This window comes from Acidimicrobiales bacterium, assembly GCA_035512495.1.
Classification (GTDB): Bacteria; Actinomycetota; Acidimicrobiia; order Acidimicrobiales; family CADCSY01; genus DATKDW01.
The window spans coordinates 1-16906 of the sequence record DATKDW010000096.1 but is presented as its reverse complement, the minus strand read 5'-3'; the positions used below and the strand labels follow the sequence as shown (position 1 = coordinate 16906).

The 16906-nt window shown below is 69.5% G+C and carries 16 protein-coding genes and 1 pseudogene; 8 read left to right on the top strand and 9 right to left on the bottom strand.

What is annotated here, in order from left to right; genetic code table 11:
- A partial coding sequence (locus tag VMN58_13850) for an error-prone DNA polymerase (protein ID HUF34282.1) occupies positions 1-1966 on the top strand: 1966 nt, incomplete at its 5' end.
- Positions 1967-2047: 81 nt separating this feature from the next.
- Here the strand turns inward: VMN58_13850 and VMN58_13845 are convergent.
- Positions 2048-2257: pseudogene (locus VMN58_13845) on the bottom strand (Rdx family protein).
- Between the two features lie 170 nt (positions 2258-2427).
- On the opposite strand from VMN58_13845, the gene VMN58_13840 reads away from it, so the two are divergent.
- Positions 2428-3318 (top strand): ABC transporter substrate-binding protein, encoded by an 891-nt coding sequence (locus VMN58_13840; GenBank protein ID HUF34281.1) that lies wholly within the window; start codon positions 2428-2430, stop codon positions 3316-3318.
- Positions 3319-3392: 74 nt separating this feature from the next.
- On the opposite strand, the gene VMN58_13835 is transcribed toward VMN58_13840, so the two are convergent.
- The 5 genes from VMN58_13835 to VMN58_13815 form a co-directional block, all read right to left on the bottom strand.
- Entirely contained in the window at positions 3393-3773 is a 381-nt protein-coding gene (locus tag VMN58_13835; protein HUF34280.1) for a PIN domain-containing protein, read from the bottom strand.
- Positions 3770-4030 carry a type II toxin-antitoxin system CcdA family antitoxin gene (locus tag VMN58_13830; protein ID HUF34279.1) on the bottom strand — a complete coding sequence of 87 codons (261 nt, stop codon included), beginning with the start codon at positions 4028-4030 and terminating at the stop codon, positions 3770-3772. Before VMN58_13830 ends, VMN58_13835 begins: the two co-directional genes overlap by 4 nt.
- Before the next feature lie 201 nt (positions 4031-4231).
- A complete protein-coding gene (locus VMN58_13825; GenBank protein HUF34278.1) occupies positions 4232-4930 on the bottom strand; it encodes an HAD family hydrolase in 699 nt (232 codons plus the stop codon).
- Positions 4914-6224, bottom strand: a complete 1311-nt coding sequence (locus VMN58_13820; protein HUF34277.1) for an adenylate/guanylate cyclase domain-containing protein — start codon at positions 6222-6224, stop codon at positions 4914-4916. Before VMN58_13820 ends, VMN58_13825 begins: the two co-directional genes overlap by 17 nt.
- A 172-nt stretch (positions 6225-6396) precedes the next feature.
- Positions 6397-6633 (bottom strand): hypothetical protein, encoded by a 237-nt coding sequence (locus VMN58_13815; GenBank protein HUF34276.1) that lies wholly within the window; start codon positions 6631-6633, stop codon positions 6397-6399.
- A 405-nt stretch (positions 6634-7038) separates the two neighbouring features.
- On the opposite strand from VMN58_13815, the gene VMN58_13810 reads away from it, so the two are divergent.
- Positions 7039-7722: a hypothetical protein gene (locus VMN58_13810; GenBank protein HUF34275.1), complete on the top strand. Its 684-nt coding sequence runs from the start codon at positions 7039-7041 to the stop codon at positions 7720-7722.
- Positions 7723-8014: 292 nt separating this feature from the next.
- Here the strand turns inward: VMN58_13810 and VMN58_13805 are convergent, their stop codons facing one another.
- Positions 8015-8410, bottom strand: coding sequence for a nuclear transport factor 2 family protein (locus VMN58_13805; protein HUF34274.1), 396 nt, complete (start codon positions 8408-8410; stop codon positions 8015-8017).
- Between the two features lie 189 nt (positions 8411-8599).
- Between VMN58_13805 and VMN58_13800 the strand changes: the two genes are divergently transcribed.
- The 3 genes from VMN58_13800 (at position 8600) to VMN58_13790 (ending at position 11694) form a co-directional block, all read left to right on the top strand.
- Positions 8600-9085 carry a hypothetical protein gene (locus VMN58_13800; GenBank protein HUF34273.1) on the top strand — a complete coding sequence of 162 codons (486 nt, stop codon included), beginning with the start codon at positions 8600-8602 and terminating at the stop codon, positions 9083-9085.
- A gap of 776 nt (positions 9086-9861) precedes the next feature.
- Positions 9862-10908 (top strand): S-layer homology domain-containing protein, encoded by a 1047-nt coding sequence (locus VMN58_13795; protein ID HUF34272.1) that lies wholly within the window; start codon positions 9862-9864, stop codon positions 10906-10908.
- 288 nt (positions 10909-11196) lie between these two features.
- On the top strand, positions 11197-11694 hold the full coding sequence (locus VMN58_13790) for an SRPBCC family protein (GenBank protein HUF34271.1): 498 nt from the start codon (positions 11197-11199) through the stop codon (positions 11692-11694).
- Position 11695: 1 nt separating this feature from the next.
- On the opposite strand, the gene VMN58_13785 is transcribed toward VMN58_13790, so the two are convergent.
- Positions 11696-13111, bottom strand: coding sequence for an MFS transporter (locus VMN58_13785; protein ID HUF34270.1), 1416 nt, complete (start codon positions 13109-13111; stop codon positions 11696-11698).
- A 98-nt stretch (positions 13112-13209) separates the two neighbouring features.
- Between VMN58_13785 and VMN58_13780 the strand changes: the two genes are divergently transcribed.
- Complete coding sequence (locus VMN58_13780; GenBank protein HUF34269.1) at positions 13210-14658, top strand: AarF/ABC1/UbiB kinase family protein; 1449 nt, start codon at positions 13210-13212, stop codon at positions 14656-14658.
- A gap of 13 nt (positions 14659-14671) precedes the next feature.
- Here the strand turns inward: VMN58_13780 and VMN58_13775 are convergent, their stop codons facing one another.
- On the bottom strand, positions 14672-15502 hold the full coding sequence (locus VMN58_13775; protein ID HUF34268.1) for an acyl-CoA thioesterase domain-containing protein: 831 nt from the start codon (positions 15500-15502) through the stop codon (positions 14672-14674).
- Between the two features lie 210 nt (positions 15503-15712).
- Between VMN58_13775 and VMN58_13770 the strand changes: the two genes are divergently transcribed.
- Positions 15713-16906: hypothetical protein (locus VMN58_13770; protein ID HUF34267.1), on the top strand; the 1194-nt coding region annotated here is incomplete at its 3' end.

Below are 16906 nucleotides of genomic sequence, written 5' to 3'. Positions count from 1 at the left end.
CCTCTCGCCCGAGCGCGACGGTCCGCCCGACATCGACGTCGACATCGAGTCCGACCGCCGGGAGGAGGCCATCCAGTACGTCTACGAGCGCTACGGGCGGGAGAACGCCGCCCAGGTGGCCAACGTCATCACCTACCGGGCTCGCTCGGCGGTGCGCGACATGGGCAAGGCCCTCGGCCACGCCCAGGGTCAGGTCGACGCCTGGTCGAAGCAGCTCGACCACCGCCTCCCCGACGAGGCCGAGCCCGGCCACGGCATCCCCGAGGCGGTGCTGCGCCTGGCGGCCGAGGTGCAGCACTTCCCCCGCCACCTCGGCATCCACTCGGGCGGCATGGTCATCTGCGACCGGCCGGTGGTGGAGGTCTGCCCGGTGGAGTGGGGGCGGATGCCGGGGCGCACGGTGTTGCAGTGGGACAAGGACGACTGCGCGGCGGTGGGCCTGGTGAAGTTCGACCTCCTCGGCCTCGGGATGCTGTCGGTGCTGCGCTACGCCATCGAGCTGGTGGCCGAGCACCACGGGGTCACCGTCGACCTGGCCACCATCCCCCAGGACCCGGCCGTCTACGACATGCTCTGCGAGGCCGACTCCGTGGGCGTGTTCCAGGTGGAGAGCCGGGCCCAGATGGCCACCCTGCCCCGCCTCAAGCCGAGGCGCTTCTACGACCTGGTGGTCGAGGTCGCCCTCATCCGCCCCGGCCCCATCCAGGGCGGGTCGGTGCACCCCTACATCCGACGGCGCAACGGCACCGAGGAGGTCACCTACCTCCACCCGCTGCTGGAGCCGTCGCTCGGCAAGACCCTCGGGGTGCCGCTGTTCCAGGAGCAGCTCATGCAGATGGCCATCGACGTGGCCGGTTTCAGCGCCGGCGAGGCCGACCAGCTGCGCCAGGCCATGGGCTCCAAGCGCTCCACCGAGCGCATGGAACGGCTGCGAGGCCGGCTCTACGAGGGCATGGCCGCGCGCGGGATCACCGGGGAGGTGGCCGACCGCATCTACGACAAGCTGGCCGCCTTCGCCAGCTTCGGCTTCCCCGAGAGCCACTCGGTGAGCTTCGCCCACCTCGTCTACGCCAGCTCGTGGCTGAAGTGCCACTACCCGGCCGCGTTCTGCGCGGCGCTGCTCAACGCCCAGCCCATGGGCTTCTGGTCGCCCCACACCCTGGTGCGCGATGCCCGCCGCCACGGGGTGGTGGTGCACCGCCCCGACGTCAACCACAGCGTGGCGACGGCCACCCTCGAGGCCGAAGAGGGCAGCGTGGGCGGGGTGGCGGTGCGCCTCGGCGTCGGCTCGGTGCGGTCGGTGGGCGCAGACCTGGCCGAGCGCATCGCCGCGAGCCGGCCCTACGCCTCCATGGAGGACCTGGTGCGACGCACCGAGGCGCCGCTGCCGGCGGTGGAGGCGCTGGCCACCGCCGGAGCCTTCCGGTCTCTCGGCCTCGACCGCCGAGAGGCGCTGTGGGCCGCCGGGGCCACCGCCCAGGCCCGGCCCGACCGCCTCGAGGGCGTGGTCACCGGCGTGGCGGCTCCGCCGCTGCCGGGGATGTCGCCGGCCGAGGAGACCAGCGCCGACCTGTGGTCCACCGGCATCAGCGCCGGGTCTCACCCCACCGAGCACGTGCGGGCACTGCTCGACGAGATGGGGGTGCTCACCGCCGAGGCCCTGGTCACCGCCGATGTCGACCGCCGGGTGTGGGTGGGTGGCGTCGTCACCCACCGCCAGCGCCCGGCCACCGCCTCGGGCACCGTGTTCGTGAGCCTCGAGGACGAGACCGGCCTGATCAACGTCATCTGCTCGGCCGGCCTCTGGGCCCGCTACCGCACGCTGGCCCGCACCGCCCCCGCCCTGCTGGTGCGAGGCACCCTCGAGCGGGCCGAGGGTGTGGTCAACGTGGTGGCCGACCGCCTCGATCCCTTTCCCACCGCCCCCGGCGACACCGCCGCCCTGCGCTCCCGCGACTTCCGTTAGCGCGAACCGACGGGTGGGGAGGAGCGGTGACGAGGGACTACCCCGCGATGGCCACTCGACCCGACGCGTAGCGGGGGATGCTCAGTCGCGCTCGATCTCGGGGCCCAGCTTCTCGCGCACGATGGCGGCCACCTCGCCGGGTTCGGCGTGGCGGCCCAGGTCCTTCTTGGAGAAGATCAGCTCACCGTCGAGGGTGACCTCGAAGCGGCCCTTCGACGACGGCACCAGCTCGATGTTCTCGATGATGGGGGCCCATCCACTCAACACTTCGTCCGTCAGACCGACGACACGGGGGACGTAGTTTCAGGGAACGCAGAACTCGACGCTGAAGCGGTGTCGGGGATCGAGCATGTCGGGTCTCCTCTGTCGGTGGTGCCGATGTTCGTTCCCCCCGGGGCGGCCCGCAACCCCTCGGCGCGACCACCCGCCACCGACCGCCACTTCGCCCTAGCCTCAGCGCCGTGCGGATCGTGTCGCTGCTTCCGTCGGCCACCGAGATCCTCTTCGCCCTCGGCCTCGGCGAGCAGGTCGTCGGGGTCACCTTCGAGTGCGACCACCCGCCCGAGGCCCGCACCCGGCGCATCGTGTCCACCTCGGCGCTGCCCGAGGGCCTCGCACCGGCCGAGATCGACGCCGTGGTGAAGGAGCGGATGGCCGCCGGCGAGGATCTCTACCGCCTCGACCGGGGGGCCTTCGCCGAGCTCGACCCCGACCTGATCGTCACCCAGGATCTGTGCGCGGTGTGCGCCGTCGACGTCTCCGAGGTCGACGCCGCCCTCACTCATCTCGGCTGCGACGCCGAGGTGCTCACCCTCGATCCCATGCGCCTCGACGAGGTCATCGCCTCCATCACCGCGGTGGGGGAGGCCACCGGTACATGGGAACAGGCCGAGGAGCTGGTGGCGTCGCTGCGGGCCTGCCTCCGCGACCTCGACCGCCGCCTCGACGGGGCCAGCCGCCGGCCGACGCTGGTGCTCGAGTGGACCGATCCCGCCTTCAGCGCCGGCCACTGGGTGCCCGACATGGTCGCCGCCGCCGGCGGCACCGAGGTGCTGGGCCAGGCGGGCAAGCGGTCCGAGGGAGTCGGATGGGACCGGGTCGCCGGATGCGGCGCCGAGGTCGTGGTGGTGGCGCCGTGCGGGTTCGGGTTGGAGGGCGCCGTCGACCTGGCCGCCGCGCTGTTCGCAGCCGGCCATCAGCCCGAGGGGTCCGAGGTCTGGGCCGTCGACGCCGACGCCTACGTGGTGCGACCCGGGCCCCGGGTGGTCGACGGCTGCGAGATGCTGGCTACGGTCCTGCACCCCACCCGTGTCGGTGCACCAGACCCCACGAAGGCCCTCCGCATCACCTGACCATCCCACGCCGACGTCGTGACGCGCTCGATGGTTCGACGTCCTGTAATCGGGCATGCGGATGGTTGTCAGGGCTAAGCGCGCACGATGCTGACGTCTTCGTTAGCGAGAAGAGCGGTTAGATCGCGGGGATCGCTGGTGAGCACGACGGCGTCGCTGTAGGTGACGGCGAGCGCAGCGACCACAGCGTCTGTCGCAGCGATCGAGCCGCGCCGTGAAACTGCCGCCCGCAGGCGCGCGCCAACGCGAGCAAGGTCTTCCGAGACGACGCGAATCTGACACATGGCCAGCAGCCGGTTCTCGTGAAAGTCGCGGCGGTGGTCGCCGGTCAGGGCTTCGGTGAGGACGATCGCCGGGACTTGTGGCGGCCACTGACCTCGCCGTCGCAGCTCGGCGAGCCTCGCCCGTTGGCCGATGAGAGCGCTGACGCCGCCGCTGTCGAGGATCAGCGTCACGCGGTTCGCCGGCGGCGCGGTCGAGTCGACGCGGCATCGAGACGCTGTGCCCACTTCGCTGCGTCCTCGATCTCCTCCGGCGTGGGAGGTCCGAACTCAGCTTCGAGCTCTGCGAGGTAGGCATCGAGAGCGTCGATCTTCGCGAGGCGGTCGAGCTCGTCCGTCAATGCGGCTGTTGCCAGCCTGGACACGTTCAGCCCAGCCGCTCGGGCGGCTGCCACCACTTCGTTGGGCACGGTGATGTTCACTCTGGCCATGCGCATATGATACACATCATTCGGGTTCTCCGCTGGAGGAACTTGCGCCATCCCAGAAGGGCCGATCGGGGTGCGTCAAGAACGGACACGACCTGGCAGCGGGAGCGGGCCTGAAACGAGGCCGGTCCCTTGGGCAGCCCCCGCACGAGGCACCGGCACATCATTGCGTAGCGAAGCTTCTATGCCACACCGATTGCCCCGCTACACGTTCGCAGTCACGAGCGAGGCGAGATCTGCCATGGTGTCGAAGATCGTGACCCCGTCGACGGCGAGACGATCGGCGGGGATCACACTTCCCGAGAAGCCGAACGGCACCATGCCCGCCGCAAGAGCAGCGGTGAGTCCGTACGGGCTGTCCTCGACAACCGCGCACTTCCCAGGGCTAGCACCCATGCGCTGAGCCGCATGCAGGAACAGATCAGGCGCTGGCTTGCCTGCTGCGACCTCGGGATCAGTTGCACTGTAGATCCGACCCGCGAACCGGTCGAGCAACCCGGTCTTGCCCAGGGTCAACGCCATCTTCTCGTGGCTTCCACTCGACGCGACGCAGGTAGCGAGTCCGGCCTGCTCGATGGCATCCACGGCCTGGGCCACGCCCTCGACGGCTTCGAGGTCGCGAGCGAGCGCCTCCCGGTACCGCTCGCTGTACTCGGCGTCCCAATCCGCAGGGAGCTGTTCTCCGACCAGCTCGGACAGCCGTGCACGCATCGCAGCGTCAGAGAGACCGACGAACTCGCGGATCACGTCCTCTTCCGTGAGGCCCCATCCGCGTTCCTGGCAGATCTGAGCCTCGACCTTGACGATGAGGCGCTCGCTGTCGACCAGAACACCGTCGCAGTCGAAGATCACGAGATCGAATCGCTTCATCGCACGGGACCGCAGCTCATTGATGGCCAGCATGCAGTGGCTGGGTCGCGAACAGTTCCCATTCGCCGGGAATGCCCTTGAGCGCCTGACGGCCGCGCGACGTGCACTCGACGCCCGCCCCTATCGTCAATCCGGGAACCGTGGATGACACCCAGAGTTCGCCATCTGTTGCTGCCGCCATCACGCGGGCTGCGAGGTTCACTCCGATTCCCCCAATGTCATCGCCCCGACGTTCCACCTCGCCGGTGTGGATCCCGGCTCGGATCTCGACGCCGACAACGGCGAGGTCGCGGATCATCTGGTGGCCTGCAGCGATGGCGCTCGCCGGGGCATCGAACGTGGCGAGCACCCCGTCGCCGGTCATCTTGACGACGCGCCCACGAACACCTTCCACCGCACGCCTGGAGATCTGGTCGTGGTCATCAAGCAGCTCGGTCCACCGGGAATCTCCGACGGTTGCTGCACGGTCGGTCGATCCGACAATGTCGGTGAAGAGCACCGTGGCCAGTACTCGATCCGCTGTTGAGGCGGCACGGTGTTCTGTGCCCACGAGGAACGCTTCGATCGCCTCTCCGTATCGACCCATGTCCTCGGGCCGGGCGCTGCCATGGAACGCCCCGCCCACCTCGACCATGCGCGTGTCGGGTAGCAGTGAGGCGAACTCCCGTCCGTAGGACACCGGAATGATTGGATCGTCGGTGCAGTGCACGACGAGGGAAGGCGTGCGCACGAGCGGGAGGATGGGGCGGACGTCGAACGATGCATTGGCCCGAAGGAGGCTCGCCATGCTGGTGGGCGTTCCCATCGCTCGCTCGATCCGGCCCAGAAGGTCCTTGTCGGCGAAGCCCTGCGCCCAGATCGCTTCGAGGAGCGTGCCCTGTCCCCAAAGCGTCTCGAACGCCGCGGCTGCTTGCGCGGTGTCGGGGCGGTAGGCCCATGACGCCACGACAACGAGCCGCTCGACACGTTCCGGGAACGTTGCCGCGAACAGTGCGCTCATCGCACCACTCTCCGAGAGCCCGATCACGGAAGCAGAGTCGATGCCGGCCTCATCCATCACCGCACGGATGTCCTCCATGCGGTCTTCGAGGGACGTGGACAGCAAGGTGCGGTCCGATAGACCCGTGCCGCGCTTATCGAACCAGGTCACCGTGCAGCGCTCGCCCAGGCGTCGGAGCGTGTGTGCCCAGCCGGGAAACTCCCAGAACAACTCAACGTGTGATGCGGTGCCCGTCACCCAAACGACGTGCGGGCCAGTCCCGAACTGCTGATACGCGATCGAGAGACCGTCCGACGTAGTGGCGTACCTGGTCTCGGGCACTCTCATGACCATCCTGTTCCCAACGCGATCGCTGGCACGTGCGGACAACGCGGCACGCGGCGGCAAACACACGGTAGCGGGCGGTCCTGAACGCACTGCTGTGCCGATGACCAGCGGCTGCGGCCGAGCCCGGTGTCGCAGGGCTGGTTGAGGGGATGTGGGTGGAGCAGTCGGCGTGCTACTCCGAGGTGGTCGCCGCCGGGATCTGGAAGACGCCAGGTCCCTCGACTGTCACAGCACCGACCAGCTCGGCGATGGCGAAGTTCACACCGAAGAGGCTCCCGGACGAATCGCCACGACCGAATTCCACGGCCGACGGGAAGTCGAGGCCGTCCTCGTCGGTGGCGACGGTCGTGATGACCCCGTCGGTACCGACGCGCACGATCGAGCTCTGGCCGATGACCGCCACGAACATGTTTCCGAGTGGATCAAGGGGAGCTCAGGAGATCTCGCTCTCCGGGCAGGCTCGGGCGAGGGCCCGCCCGACGCTGCGGGGCTGCATCTCGAAGCACCACAGGACGATGTCCCGGGCGGCGGTGCCGTATCGGTTCTTGCCGTCGGCGGGAGCGGTGACGACCCGGTCAGCGCGTCAAGAACGGCCACGACCTGGCGGTGGACCAGGCCCCGACTTCTGTCGCGACCGTGGGTGGGGAGCAGCGGTGACGAGGCGCTACCCCAAGATGGTTACCGACGGTGCAAGCGGCTCACCAGGCGCGACGCGATGAGCCATCGCCCACTTGGCGCGCTCAAGACGGTGAGGGTTACCGTCCCGGCTGCCGCCTTCGCGGCCAAGGTGACCGCGACAGAGAAAGGAGCAGCGATGAGCGTCGTCTCCGTCCACATCGCCGACGTTGGCTTGCCGAAGTCGCTTGGCTTGGTCCGGCACCCGCGCCCGGCATCGATCTCGGGACTGTTGCACGCCAACGCGGGCGTGGCCGCCACGTTCGGCACGACTCCTGCGCGGCCTTCACCCGGGCGCGTCGGCCTCATCGCGTTCTGGCAGGACGACGTCGCCCTCAAGCAGTTCGAGGCGACGCATCCGCTCGCCGCCAAGCTCGGTGGCGGGCTGGTCGTGCACGCCCGGCCGCTGCGCATCCACGGCGCGTGGCCCGGCATCGGTGACGACGTGCCGAAGCAGCGCAACGTCGAACACGACGGCCCGGTGCTCGTGCTCACGCTCGCCAAGACGAAGATCTCGCGGTTCATCCCCTTCTTCCGTGCCAGCCAGCCAGCGGAGAAAGCCGTTGCGACGGCGCCGGGCAACGTGTTCTCGAGCGCAGTCCTGCGCCCGCCGTTCATCTCCTCTGTGTCGTTGTGGGAGAGCAGCGACTCGGCGATGGACTACGCCTACAGCGGTCATCAGGCGGGACACCCCGAGGCCATCTCCGCCGGCCGCGGCAAGCCGTTCCACCACCGGCAGGCGTTCGTCCGCCTCGCCATCACCGAGATACGTGGATCACTCGCCGGGCGCAACCCTCTACCCCCGGCCGCCATTCGCGTCTGAGGCTCCTGATCCGCGTCACGCCACAACTTCGCTGTCCCAACTATCGGGAACCTCGATCGTTCTGCTCGCCATGAGGTTGCGAGGTGGTGCACGAGGCGACGCGAACGCGTGCAGCGCAGCGTTGGTGGGGAGCAGCGGTGACGAGGGGCTACCCCGCGATGGTTACCCACAATGCGAGCCCGTGACCAGGGCGGACGCGACGCCTCGGGCCGCCTGAGGGCCGCGACCAGCCCAAGATCCCGGCGGTCAGGGACGGGCCCCTGACCGCCGGGTCCGTCGCTCAGCCTTGCTCTCAGTCAGCTCCGAGTGCTTGGCGCCACAGGTAGGTGTCGGTATACGTGCGGAATCCCGTGATCTTGCCATCAGCGCCGAATCGCCAGACGTGCACGAACTCGGCGTCCAACTCGACACCGTTGGCGGCACCCTTTCCGCCGTACTTGCCTGTCGCCGCGACGATGTCGCCACCATCAATGATCTCGTCGGGGGTGACGGAGAAGCCCTCGAGTTGAGTGGTAACAGGGCCGAAGATGTTCTCGGCAACCGCCTGCGGACCAAGCTGGTTCTCGAAGGGCAGGCCGGTCGGCTCCTGCCAGTCGATCTTGTCGTCCATTGCGCCGAGAACGGCGGCCACGTCCCCTACCCCGAACGCGTCATAGAGCTTGCGCAATGTGTCAGCGTTTGAACCCATCGAGTCTCCTTTTGCGGGTCAGCACCAGCGGCACCGAACTGAGACTGATGCTAGGCGGCATGCGAAATTCCTGCTTGTCTGAGGTCTGGAGCGGTGACGAGGGACCACCCCGCGGTGTTCACCCAGGGTGCGAGCCGACCTGTTGTTCGGGTCGCCCGAGAGGAAGCGCGCGCGGCATGATCCTTGGTGGTGACATGGCTTGAGTTCGCAGCCGAAGTTCCGGTCCTTGCACAGGAAGCCCGGAAAAACCTCTACGAGGTCGGGATCGGGCTCGGCTTCCTGGCAACGGTGCGGCCGGATGGGGCGCCGCGGGTGCACCCGGTCTGCCCGATCGTCAGCGACGCTGGTCTTCACGTCCTGGTGGTGCCCGGGCCCAAGCAAGAAGACCTTCGTCGCGACGGGCGGTACGCGTTGCACACGGAGACCTGCCCGCCGCCGAACCACGAGGACGGGTGCATGCTCGCCGGCATAGCGCGCGAAGCGACCGACGCGGCCATCCGCTCGGTGGTGCTTGATCAGCTGCGCACTGAGCGCCAGAACCAGGATCTGTGGCCGTCGGTGCACACCGATTCGTTGTTCGAGTTGTTCATCAGCTCCTGTCTCCTGATGCGGACGCTCGATTCTGCCGATCTCCCCGTCGGACCAACTGTCTGGAAGAGCGCGGCAGCCCGCTGATCTGGCTCGCGTTTGCGGCGACCGGAGCCGTCGGTCGGTCGTGGGCGGGGACGAGCAGGAAAGCGGCACGCAGTCGCGGGCGGATGGTCAGGCAGCGGTCAACGATCGCCGTCCTGCTACACGGACAGTCGCAGCCCATCCCGCTGCGAGTGCGATGGCAGGCACGAGCCAGATGGCGGGCATCGACTCGCCGGCCACGACGTACACCCCAGCCCATGCCACCATCCCCACGGAAGCCGCGGGAAGGAGTGACCACCCGATCCGGCCCACTCGGCCAGAGTCTCGTGCTGCCCACACTTGAGCCGGAATGAGAAGCGGGAGCAGCAGGAAGCCGCCGCCCATCGACGCCATCAGGAGGAGGGTCACCATGAGCAGCAGTGCCTTCGCCGCGAACACCGCCGGGGAGGCGGACACTGCCGGAGAGCGCTCCTTCACCGCCATAGAAACCCGTCGAAGCCAGCGGATGTTCCCTGGGTGCATCGGAGCGACGCATGTGACGCGACCGAGTCGGCGCTCGGGGGTGTCGTCACACCCGACAGAGTACGAACGCCGCCGACTCGCCGTTCAGTCGGCGTTCAGGGACGATCAATTGTCCCCATTGCGCAGCCATCCCACAGTGGCTATCTGTCGCTATGACTATCCCTCGACCCGGCGCAGCCTGCAGGTGCAATGACCTGAGACGCAAACCATCCGAACTAGACCGTTTGGGCTATTGCTCTCTCGTCTCGGCAGGGGCCACCATGCTCCCTAACGAGATCGCATCCTGAAGGGACGACATGAAACCGTCTCGCAAGATTCTTGTCATTACGGCCGCTTTCGCGGTTACAGCCATGATGGCCCATCCGGCTTCCGCAGCGGGTTTGTTCACCGACGATGATGGTTCTACTCACGAAACAAATATTGACTTGATCGCTGCAAACGGCATAACGCAAGGCTGCGGACCGTCCCTGTACTGCCCTGCTGATCCGGTAACGCGTGGCCAGATGGCGACGTTTCTCGGGCGCACGGTCGGCCTGCCTCTGAGTGTCAACGATTACTTCCAAGATGACGATGGAACTACCCACGAGCCGAGCATCAACGCCTTGGTGGAGGCAGGAATCGCGTCAGGATTTGCCGACGGAACATTCCGCCCATCGGTGCACGTCACCCGCGGACAGATGGCGACATTACTCACCAACGCGTTCGCGCTCCCCCCCGGGGACGCCACCTTCACCGACTCCTCCGGCACCCACGCCGCCGGCATCGGCGCCGTCGCCGAGGCGGGGATCACCAAGGGATACCCGGACGGAACCTTCCGCCCCCATGCCGCAGTTACGCGCGGACAGATGGCGACATTCTTGATCCGCGCCCTGGAATGGATGCAGGCGTCCCCCCCAGCCGAGGGCGCTCCCGAGCAGCCGGACGAGCTTCCGAGCGAACCAACAACGTCCGAAATCTCCACTGCAGCGGTGTCATGGCAACGGACCGGCAACTTGTACTGCACGATCGGTTCGGGGTCGGCCACAGTGACCGCGCCGACAGTGCACGCCTCCGGATTCATCGCGTGGATACCGGTCATCGTCCACTACGACTCGAACGGTAACGTCACCGGTCACGCATGGGGTGAATGGGAGTGGAGCTACGGCGCTCAGCCCACGGGGATCGCTGCCGCCCCGGGACCGTGGCGCCGATTCCGCGACGGCGCCATAGGCGGGCTACAGGTCAAATCATCGCCTCCCAACACCTATGCAAGCATCGGGCAGCTGGTGTACGACTACGACGACGGCCAGTACACGTTCGACTGGTCCCTCACCACCAGAGGCACCACTTTCTGTACGACATGACGTGCGTAGCCGAGCGGGCGCGGTTCGGGCAATCACTCCATGGATGCGTGCCGCTACTGCCGGGGCCGGTTCTCCTCCAATCTTGCAAGCACTGCCGTGTTGCTTCTGCGGCCGCGGCTCCTCGCGGAAAGCAAGGGGTGCCGGGGGTGGGTTGAGGGAGCGACCACTGCGGGGAGGTCACCAAGCTGGCCGGGCTGGAGATGTCCCACAACGACCGACCGACCCCACGCCCCACGATCGACCGAACTCGGCGCCTCTCGCCCCGCGTCGCCGTGACAGCATGTCCCGATGACGACTGAACGGATGGAGGTCCAGCGAGCGATCGCCGCGGGTCCTGAAGCGATCTGGGCCGTGCTCTGCGATCCGCAGGGCCACGTGGCCATTGACAGCTCGGGGATGCTCATGGCCGCCAGCGGCGACCCGGTGAGCGCCGTCGGCGACAGCTTCGTGGTGCACATGGACCGCGAGGCCCTCAACGACTACCCGCTCGGGCTCTACGACGTGACGGTCGAGATCACCGCCTTCGACCCGCCCCGGGAGATCGCCTGGACCGTCGTGGGCCAGCTTCGTCCGCACATCGGCCACATCTACGGCTACCGGCTCGAGCCGATCGCCGAGGGGACCTTCGTCACCTCGTACTACGACTGGTCGGGCATCGACCCCGTCTGGCGGGAGGCGGAGATCTTCCCGGTGATGTCCGAGGGGGCGCTCCGCGCCACGCTCGGGGTCCTGGCCCGGACGGTCGCCCCGGGCCGCGCGCGTCCGGCGCTGCCCGACGACGCCTGAGCTACTCCGGGCGCTCGGCCGCGTCGAGGACGGCGGCCACGTCGGCATCGAACGACGACCGGCACCGCAGGACGGCGAGGCTGCCGACGATGATGGGCACCACGAGGACGTAGAACGCACCGGCGAGGGAGCCGATGAGGTCGGAGGTGGCGCCCACGGCCAAGGGGCCGATGGCGCCGCCGACGGCCGACAGCAGGCCGAAGAGGCCGAAGCCGATGCCCCGTTGGGTGGCGGGGAGCACGTCGGCCACCGCCGCCGACAGGTTGGGGATGGCGAGCGACATCAGGATCATGCCCGCGCCCAGCAGCAGCAGCTGGAGGGCGAGGCTGGGCATGGCGAACGACGCTGCGAGGGCGAACGACCCCGACAGCAGGCCGGCACCCGACAGGACGATGCGCCAGCCGGGCCGGCTGCCGTGCCACCGGTCGCCGAGTGTGCCGCCGATCACGGTGCCGCTGATCGTGGCCACGAGGGTGAGGACGGCGGCCAGTGCGGCCGAGGTGCCCTCGTTGAGGTCGTGGGTCCGCTGGTAGTAGCTCGGCAGCCAGAAGAAGATCCCGGAGATGCCCGTGAACAGGGCCATCACGCCCACGTACACGTGGGAGACCGTGCGCACCTGCATCAGCGTGCGCAGCTGCGCGTACAGGGCGCGGGGCCCGCTGGCGAGCGGGGCGGCGAGCACGACGTCGGCGTCGCCCGCCAGGGAGACACTGTCGGGGCCGACCGGCTCGTCGCCGCTGACACCGGCCGTGCTGCGGAGGTCGGCGACGACCTCGTCCATCTGGCCACGCCGCGGCTCGGCCAGCCGCCAGGTCGCCCAGGCGACGACGAGGCCCGGGATGACCATGAACACGAACGCCGCCCGCCAGCCGAACAGCTGGCCGATGACGCCGCCGAACAGCACGCCGAGGCCGCCGCCGACGAACGCCGAGAGGCGGTGGTAGCCGAACACCTTCCCCCGTGAGGCCGGGGGGTAGTAGTCGGCCAGCACGCTCGACGCCGCAGGACCGTCGAGGCTGTCGGCGGCGCCGAGCACCACCCGAGTGGCGAAGAACATGGCGAAGCTGACCGCCAGGCCCGATGCCATGATCACGATCGACCACGTGGCCACCACGATGGAGAGCAGCCGGGTCCGGTGCACGCGGTCGGCGAGGTAGCCGGCGGGCAGGGCGATGAGGATGCCGGCGATGGCGGCCGCGGTGGGGATGGCGCCGCCGAAGGTGTCGCTGAAGCCCCACTCCTCCTGCAGCAGGGGGAGGACCCCTGCCACCACGCTCGTCTCGATCCGGTCGACGAGCGAGATGCAGACCAGGACCATCGCCGGCTTCCAGCCGAAGGGAGCCCGGTCGCCGCGGGCGACCGCGTCTCGGAGGCCCTGGCGGTCGTCGATGCTGATGCCGGCGCTGGTCTGCCCCACGGGTGGTGCACCGTATCGGGCGGTGGCGGATCCTCAAGATCAGGATTCCTCCGATCAGGGTCCGGGCGCCGGTGCCTGCCACACTGCCCGGCGTGGCGATGCGCAGGAGCTCGATGGTGGTGGCCGCCCTGGCACTCCTGGGAGGCGCTGCGGCGCTGACCTACCGGCGCTCGCGGACATCGGAGGGCGACACGCTGATGCGCCGAGGGTCGGCAGCGCGAAGCGCGCAGCTGGCGGGGATGAGCACCCGCATGGGCGGCGCCTACGCCACCCACCGGGCACGACGGATCTTCGCGTCGGCCGAGCGCCGGGACGAGCTTGACGAGGCGCTCCAGCTGCGGACCGCCCAGGAGGTCGCGGCGACCCTCGGCAACATGAAGGGCGCCATGATGAAGCTCGGCCAGATGGTCAGCTACGTCGACGAGTCTCTGCCCGCACCCTTCCGAGAGGCGCTGGCCGAGCTGCAGCAGGACGCGCCACCCATGAGCCCCGCGCTGGCGGCGGGCGTCGTTGCCGATGAGCTGGGCGCGCCGCCGGAGGAGGTCTTCGCCGAGTGGGACGAGGTCCCGATCGCGGCGGCCTCGATCGGGCAGGTCCACCGTGCCATGACCCACGACGGCCGCGCTGTCGCCGTCAAGGTCCAGTACCCCGGGGTCGCCGACGCCGTGCGCTCCGACCTGGAGACCACCGACCTGGTGGCCCAGGCGATGCGGCTGATCTTCCCCAACCTCGACCCCCGGCCCATCGCCGAGGAGATCGCCGCTCGCCTGGTCGAGGAGCTCGACTACCGCCAGGAGGCGGTCAACCAGCAGGAGTTCGCCGACGCCTACCGCGACCACCCCTTCATCCACATCCCCGATGTCCTCCCAGAGCTCTCGACCGGGCGGGTGCTCACCACCGAGCTGGCCGACGGCGTCCGCTTCGCCGAGACCGAGGCCTGGAGCCATGCCGAGCGCGACCTCGCCGCCGAGGCGATCTACCGCTTCGTCTTCGGGAGCCTCTACCGATTGCACCTCTTCAACGGCGACCCGCACCCGGGCAACTACCTGTTCCGACCCGGTGGGCGGGTGACCTTCCTCGACTTCGGGCTGGTCAAGCGCTTCGACGAGCACGAGGTGGTGCACTTCGAGCGGTTCATCCAGCACATGGTCCTCGACCCCGACCCCGCCAAGTTCCGCCGAGCGCTAGAGGACAGCAACGCCATCCTGCCCGGTGCCGACGCCACCGACGAAGAGCTCTACGACGCGATGATCCCCTACTACGAGCTGGTGATGCACGACCGCGAGGTCACGTGGACGTCGGAGTACGCGTCGAGGGTGGTCCACAGCCTCTTCGACCGCTCGAGCCCCATCACCCAGAACACGAGCGGTGGCGGCTCGATGTTCGTCTTCATCAACCGGATCAACCTCGGCCTCTACGGGCTGTTCGGCCGCCTCGGCGCCACCGCCAACTGGCGACGGATCGCCGAGGAGCTCTGGCCGTCGGTCGGGGCGGGGCCCTCGACCGAGCTGGGTCGCCTCGACGCCGCCTGGCGGGCAGCGCGCTGAGCACCGCCGACGGTCAGCGCTGGATCGGGCGGAGCAGGACCTCCTGGGCGACGCTGGCGACGAGGACGCCGTCCTCGGTGGACAGCGTGCCCCGCGAGAGGCCACGGGCGCCTGCCACGGCGACGGCCTCCAGGTCGTAGAGGAGCCACTCGTCGGCCCGAAGCGGCCGGTGGAACCAGAGGGTGTGGTCGAGGCTGGCGCCCATCATCTCGCCGGCCTCACCCTTGCGCCGCAGCGCCCGTCGAGCGGCACCGACCGGGCCCATGTCGGAGAGGAAGGCGACGACGCTGGCATGGACCGCCGGCTCGTCGGGCAGGCGCCCGTCGGTGCGCACCCACATGCGGCGCGTGGACGCGGCGGGGCGGCCGTCGACGACGGCGGGCGGCTCGAGCTCGCGGATGTCGAAGGGGTGGTGGTGGATGTGGTGCTGGCCTGGTTCCTCGCGCTCGCACCGGTCGGGGGGCGGCACGTCGGGGGGGAGCGGGAGCTGGTGCTCGGGGCTCGCCTCGAGCACGTGGAACGAGGCGGTGAGGGAGAAGATGGCCTCGCCGTGCTGGATGCCCACCACCCGCCGGGTCGTGAACGACCGCCCGTCGCGGATCCGGTCGACCTGGTAGATGATCGGCGTCCCCCGTCGCCCCGGTCGCAGGAAGCTGGCGTGGAGGGAGTGAGGGTGGTGCTCGACCTCGACGGTGGCGGCGGCCGCCTGCATGGCCTGGCCGGCCACCTGGCCGCCGAAGACCCGCCCCGGGCCCACGCTGCCGGGGTTGGCTCCGCGGAACAGGTCGCGGTCGAGGACCTCGAGCTCGAGCAGGGAGACGAAGCGCTCGAAGGCGGGGTTCACCGGCTGCCTCCGGTGGCCCGGTCGTCGATCAGGAAGCTCAGGGCGGGCGGGACGAGCAGTCGTGCGAACACGGACCGAGTCTGCCCCACCAGGCCGCTGCCCCGGCGTGCGCCGCGTGCGCCGTGACCCTTGGTCAGCGAGCGCTGACCGCACCGGAGTACCTTGTGGCGCCGGGCGCGAGGGGGCCCGACCGTGCAGGGGAGGGAGCGCATGGTCACGATCGAGTACCGCTGTGCCGACGGGACGCCGTTCCCGGTGACCTTTCGGGACGCCGACGACGCCACGCGACGCTGGCGCTGCGAGCGGGAGCACGGGCGCGAGCCGCAGACGCCGATGGCCGCCGCACTCGTCCACCTGGGGCTCCCGGGCGCCGAACGTGCGCACACCGAGGTCGGGCTCGTGCTGCCCCCGACGTTCCGCCCCGGGCCCGAGGCATCGGGCTTCGCCTACTTCGTCGACGGCGGGTTGCCTGCCGACGTGCTGAACGTCATGTTCACCGGCTGTGCCCAGCTCGTCGAGCGGCACGGCAGCGCCCTGCGGATCTGGCACGACCACTGCCTGCCGGCGGTGAAGGCGTGCTGCGACCAGCTCGACGCCGCGGGCGACGAGGTGTCGCTGCAGGCCCTGGCCGAGCTGCAGCACTACGGCATGCAGCTCACCATGATCCCTGCCTTCGTCTGCGGCAACGACCTCGACCTGCTCACGGCCACCTGCCGCGACGCCGTCGGTGAGGAGGCGGCCACGCTCGTGGCCAGCGAGCTGACCCAGGGCTACGCCAACGAGACCCTCCGGGCCGACGACGACCTCTGGCGGCTGGGGCGCAGCGCAGCCGCCGGCCCGAGGGTCGCCGCCGCCCTCCTCGCCGACGATCCCGCCGCCGCCATGGCGACGCTGCGCGCCGACGGCGCCGAGCCCGCCTTCTTCGCCGAGCTCGATGCCTTCCTCGACGAGTGGGGCGGCCGATGCGAGTCGTGGGACATCGCCTGCCCCACGTGGCGGGAGCAGCGTGGCGGGTTCTGGAGCCAGCTGCGCCAGATGGCGGCAGACGACGTCCCCCCGCCCCGCCTCGCGCTCGAGCGTGGCGCGAAGCGGAGAGAGGCGCTCGCGGCGGACGTCGACGACCGCCTTGCCGGCGACCCCGCCACCCAGGCGAGGTTCCGCCGGCGGCTGGCCCGCGTCGCCGACTACGTGGCGGTCCGCGAGGAGCGTGCCCGCTGGCAGCTCGTGCTCGCGGGGTCGCTGCGGTCGGCGCTGCTGCGGCGCGGCCGTGGGTTGGCCCGGCGAGGCGTGATCGCCGACGCCGAGGACATCCTCTTCCTGTTGCCCGCCGAGGTGGAGGCGGGGGAGGGCGAGCTCGGGCCGCTGGTGGCGTCGCGCCGTGCCGCGCACGAGCGATGGCGAACC

Bases quoted from the DNA above. Each gene is read 5' to 3' on its own strand.
- VMN58_13830 (HUF34279.1), bottom strand. From the start codon at position 4,030: ATGGCCAGAGTGAACATCACCGTGCCCAACGAAGTGGTGGCAGCCGCC.
- VMN58_13825 (HUF34278.1), bottom strand. From the start codon at position 4,930: ATGCTGGCCATCAATGAGCTGCGGTCCCGTGCGATGAAGCGATTCGAT.
- VMN58_13820 (HUF34277.1), bottom strand. From the start codon at position 6,224: ATGAGAGTGCCCGAGACCAGGTACGCCACTACGTCGGACGGTCTCTCG.
- VMN58_13815 (HUF34276.1), bottom strand. From the start codon at position 6,633: ATGTTCGTGGCGGTCATCGGCCAGAGCTCGATCGTGCGCGTCGGTACC.
- VMN58_13810 (HUF34275.1), top strand. From the start codon at position 7,039: ATGAGCGTCGTCTCCGTCCACATCGCCGACGTTGGCTTGCCGAAGTCG.
- VMN58_13805 (HUF34274.1), bottom strand. From the start codon at position 8,410: ATGGGTTCAAACGCTGACACATTGCGCAAGCTCTATGACGCGTTCGGG.
- VMN58_13795 (HUF34272.1), top strand. From the start codon at position 9,862: ATGAAACCGTCTCGCAAGATTCTTGTCATTACGGCCGCTTTCGCGGTT.
- VMN58_13790 (HUF34271.1), top strand. From the start codon at position 11,197: ATGACGACTGAACGGATGGAGGTCCAGCGAGCGATCGCCGCGGGTCCT.
- VMN58_13780 (HUF34269.1), top strand. From the start codon at position 13,210: ATGCGCAGGAGCTCGATGGTGGTGGCCGCCCTGGCACTCCTGGGAGGC.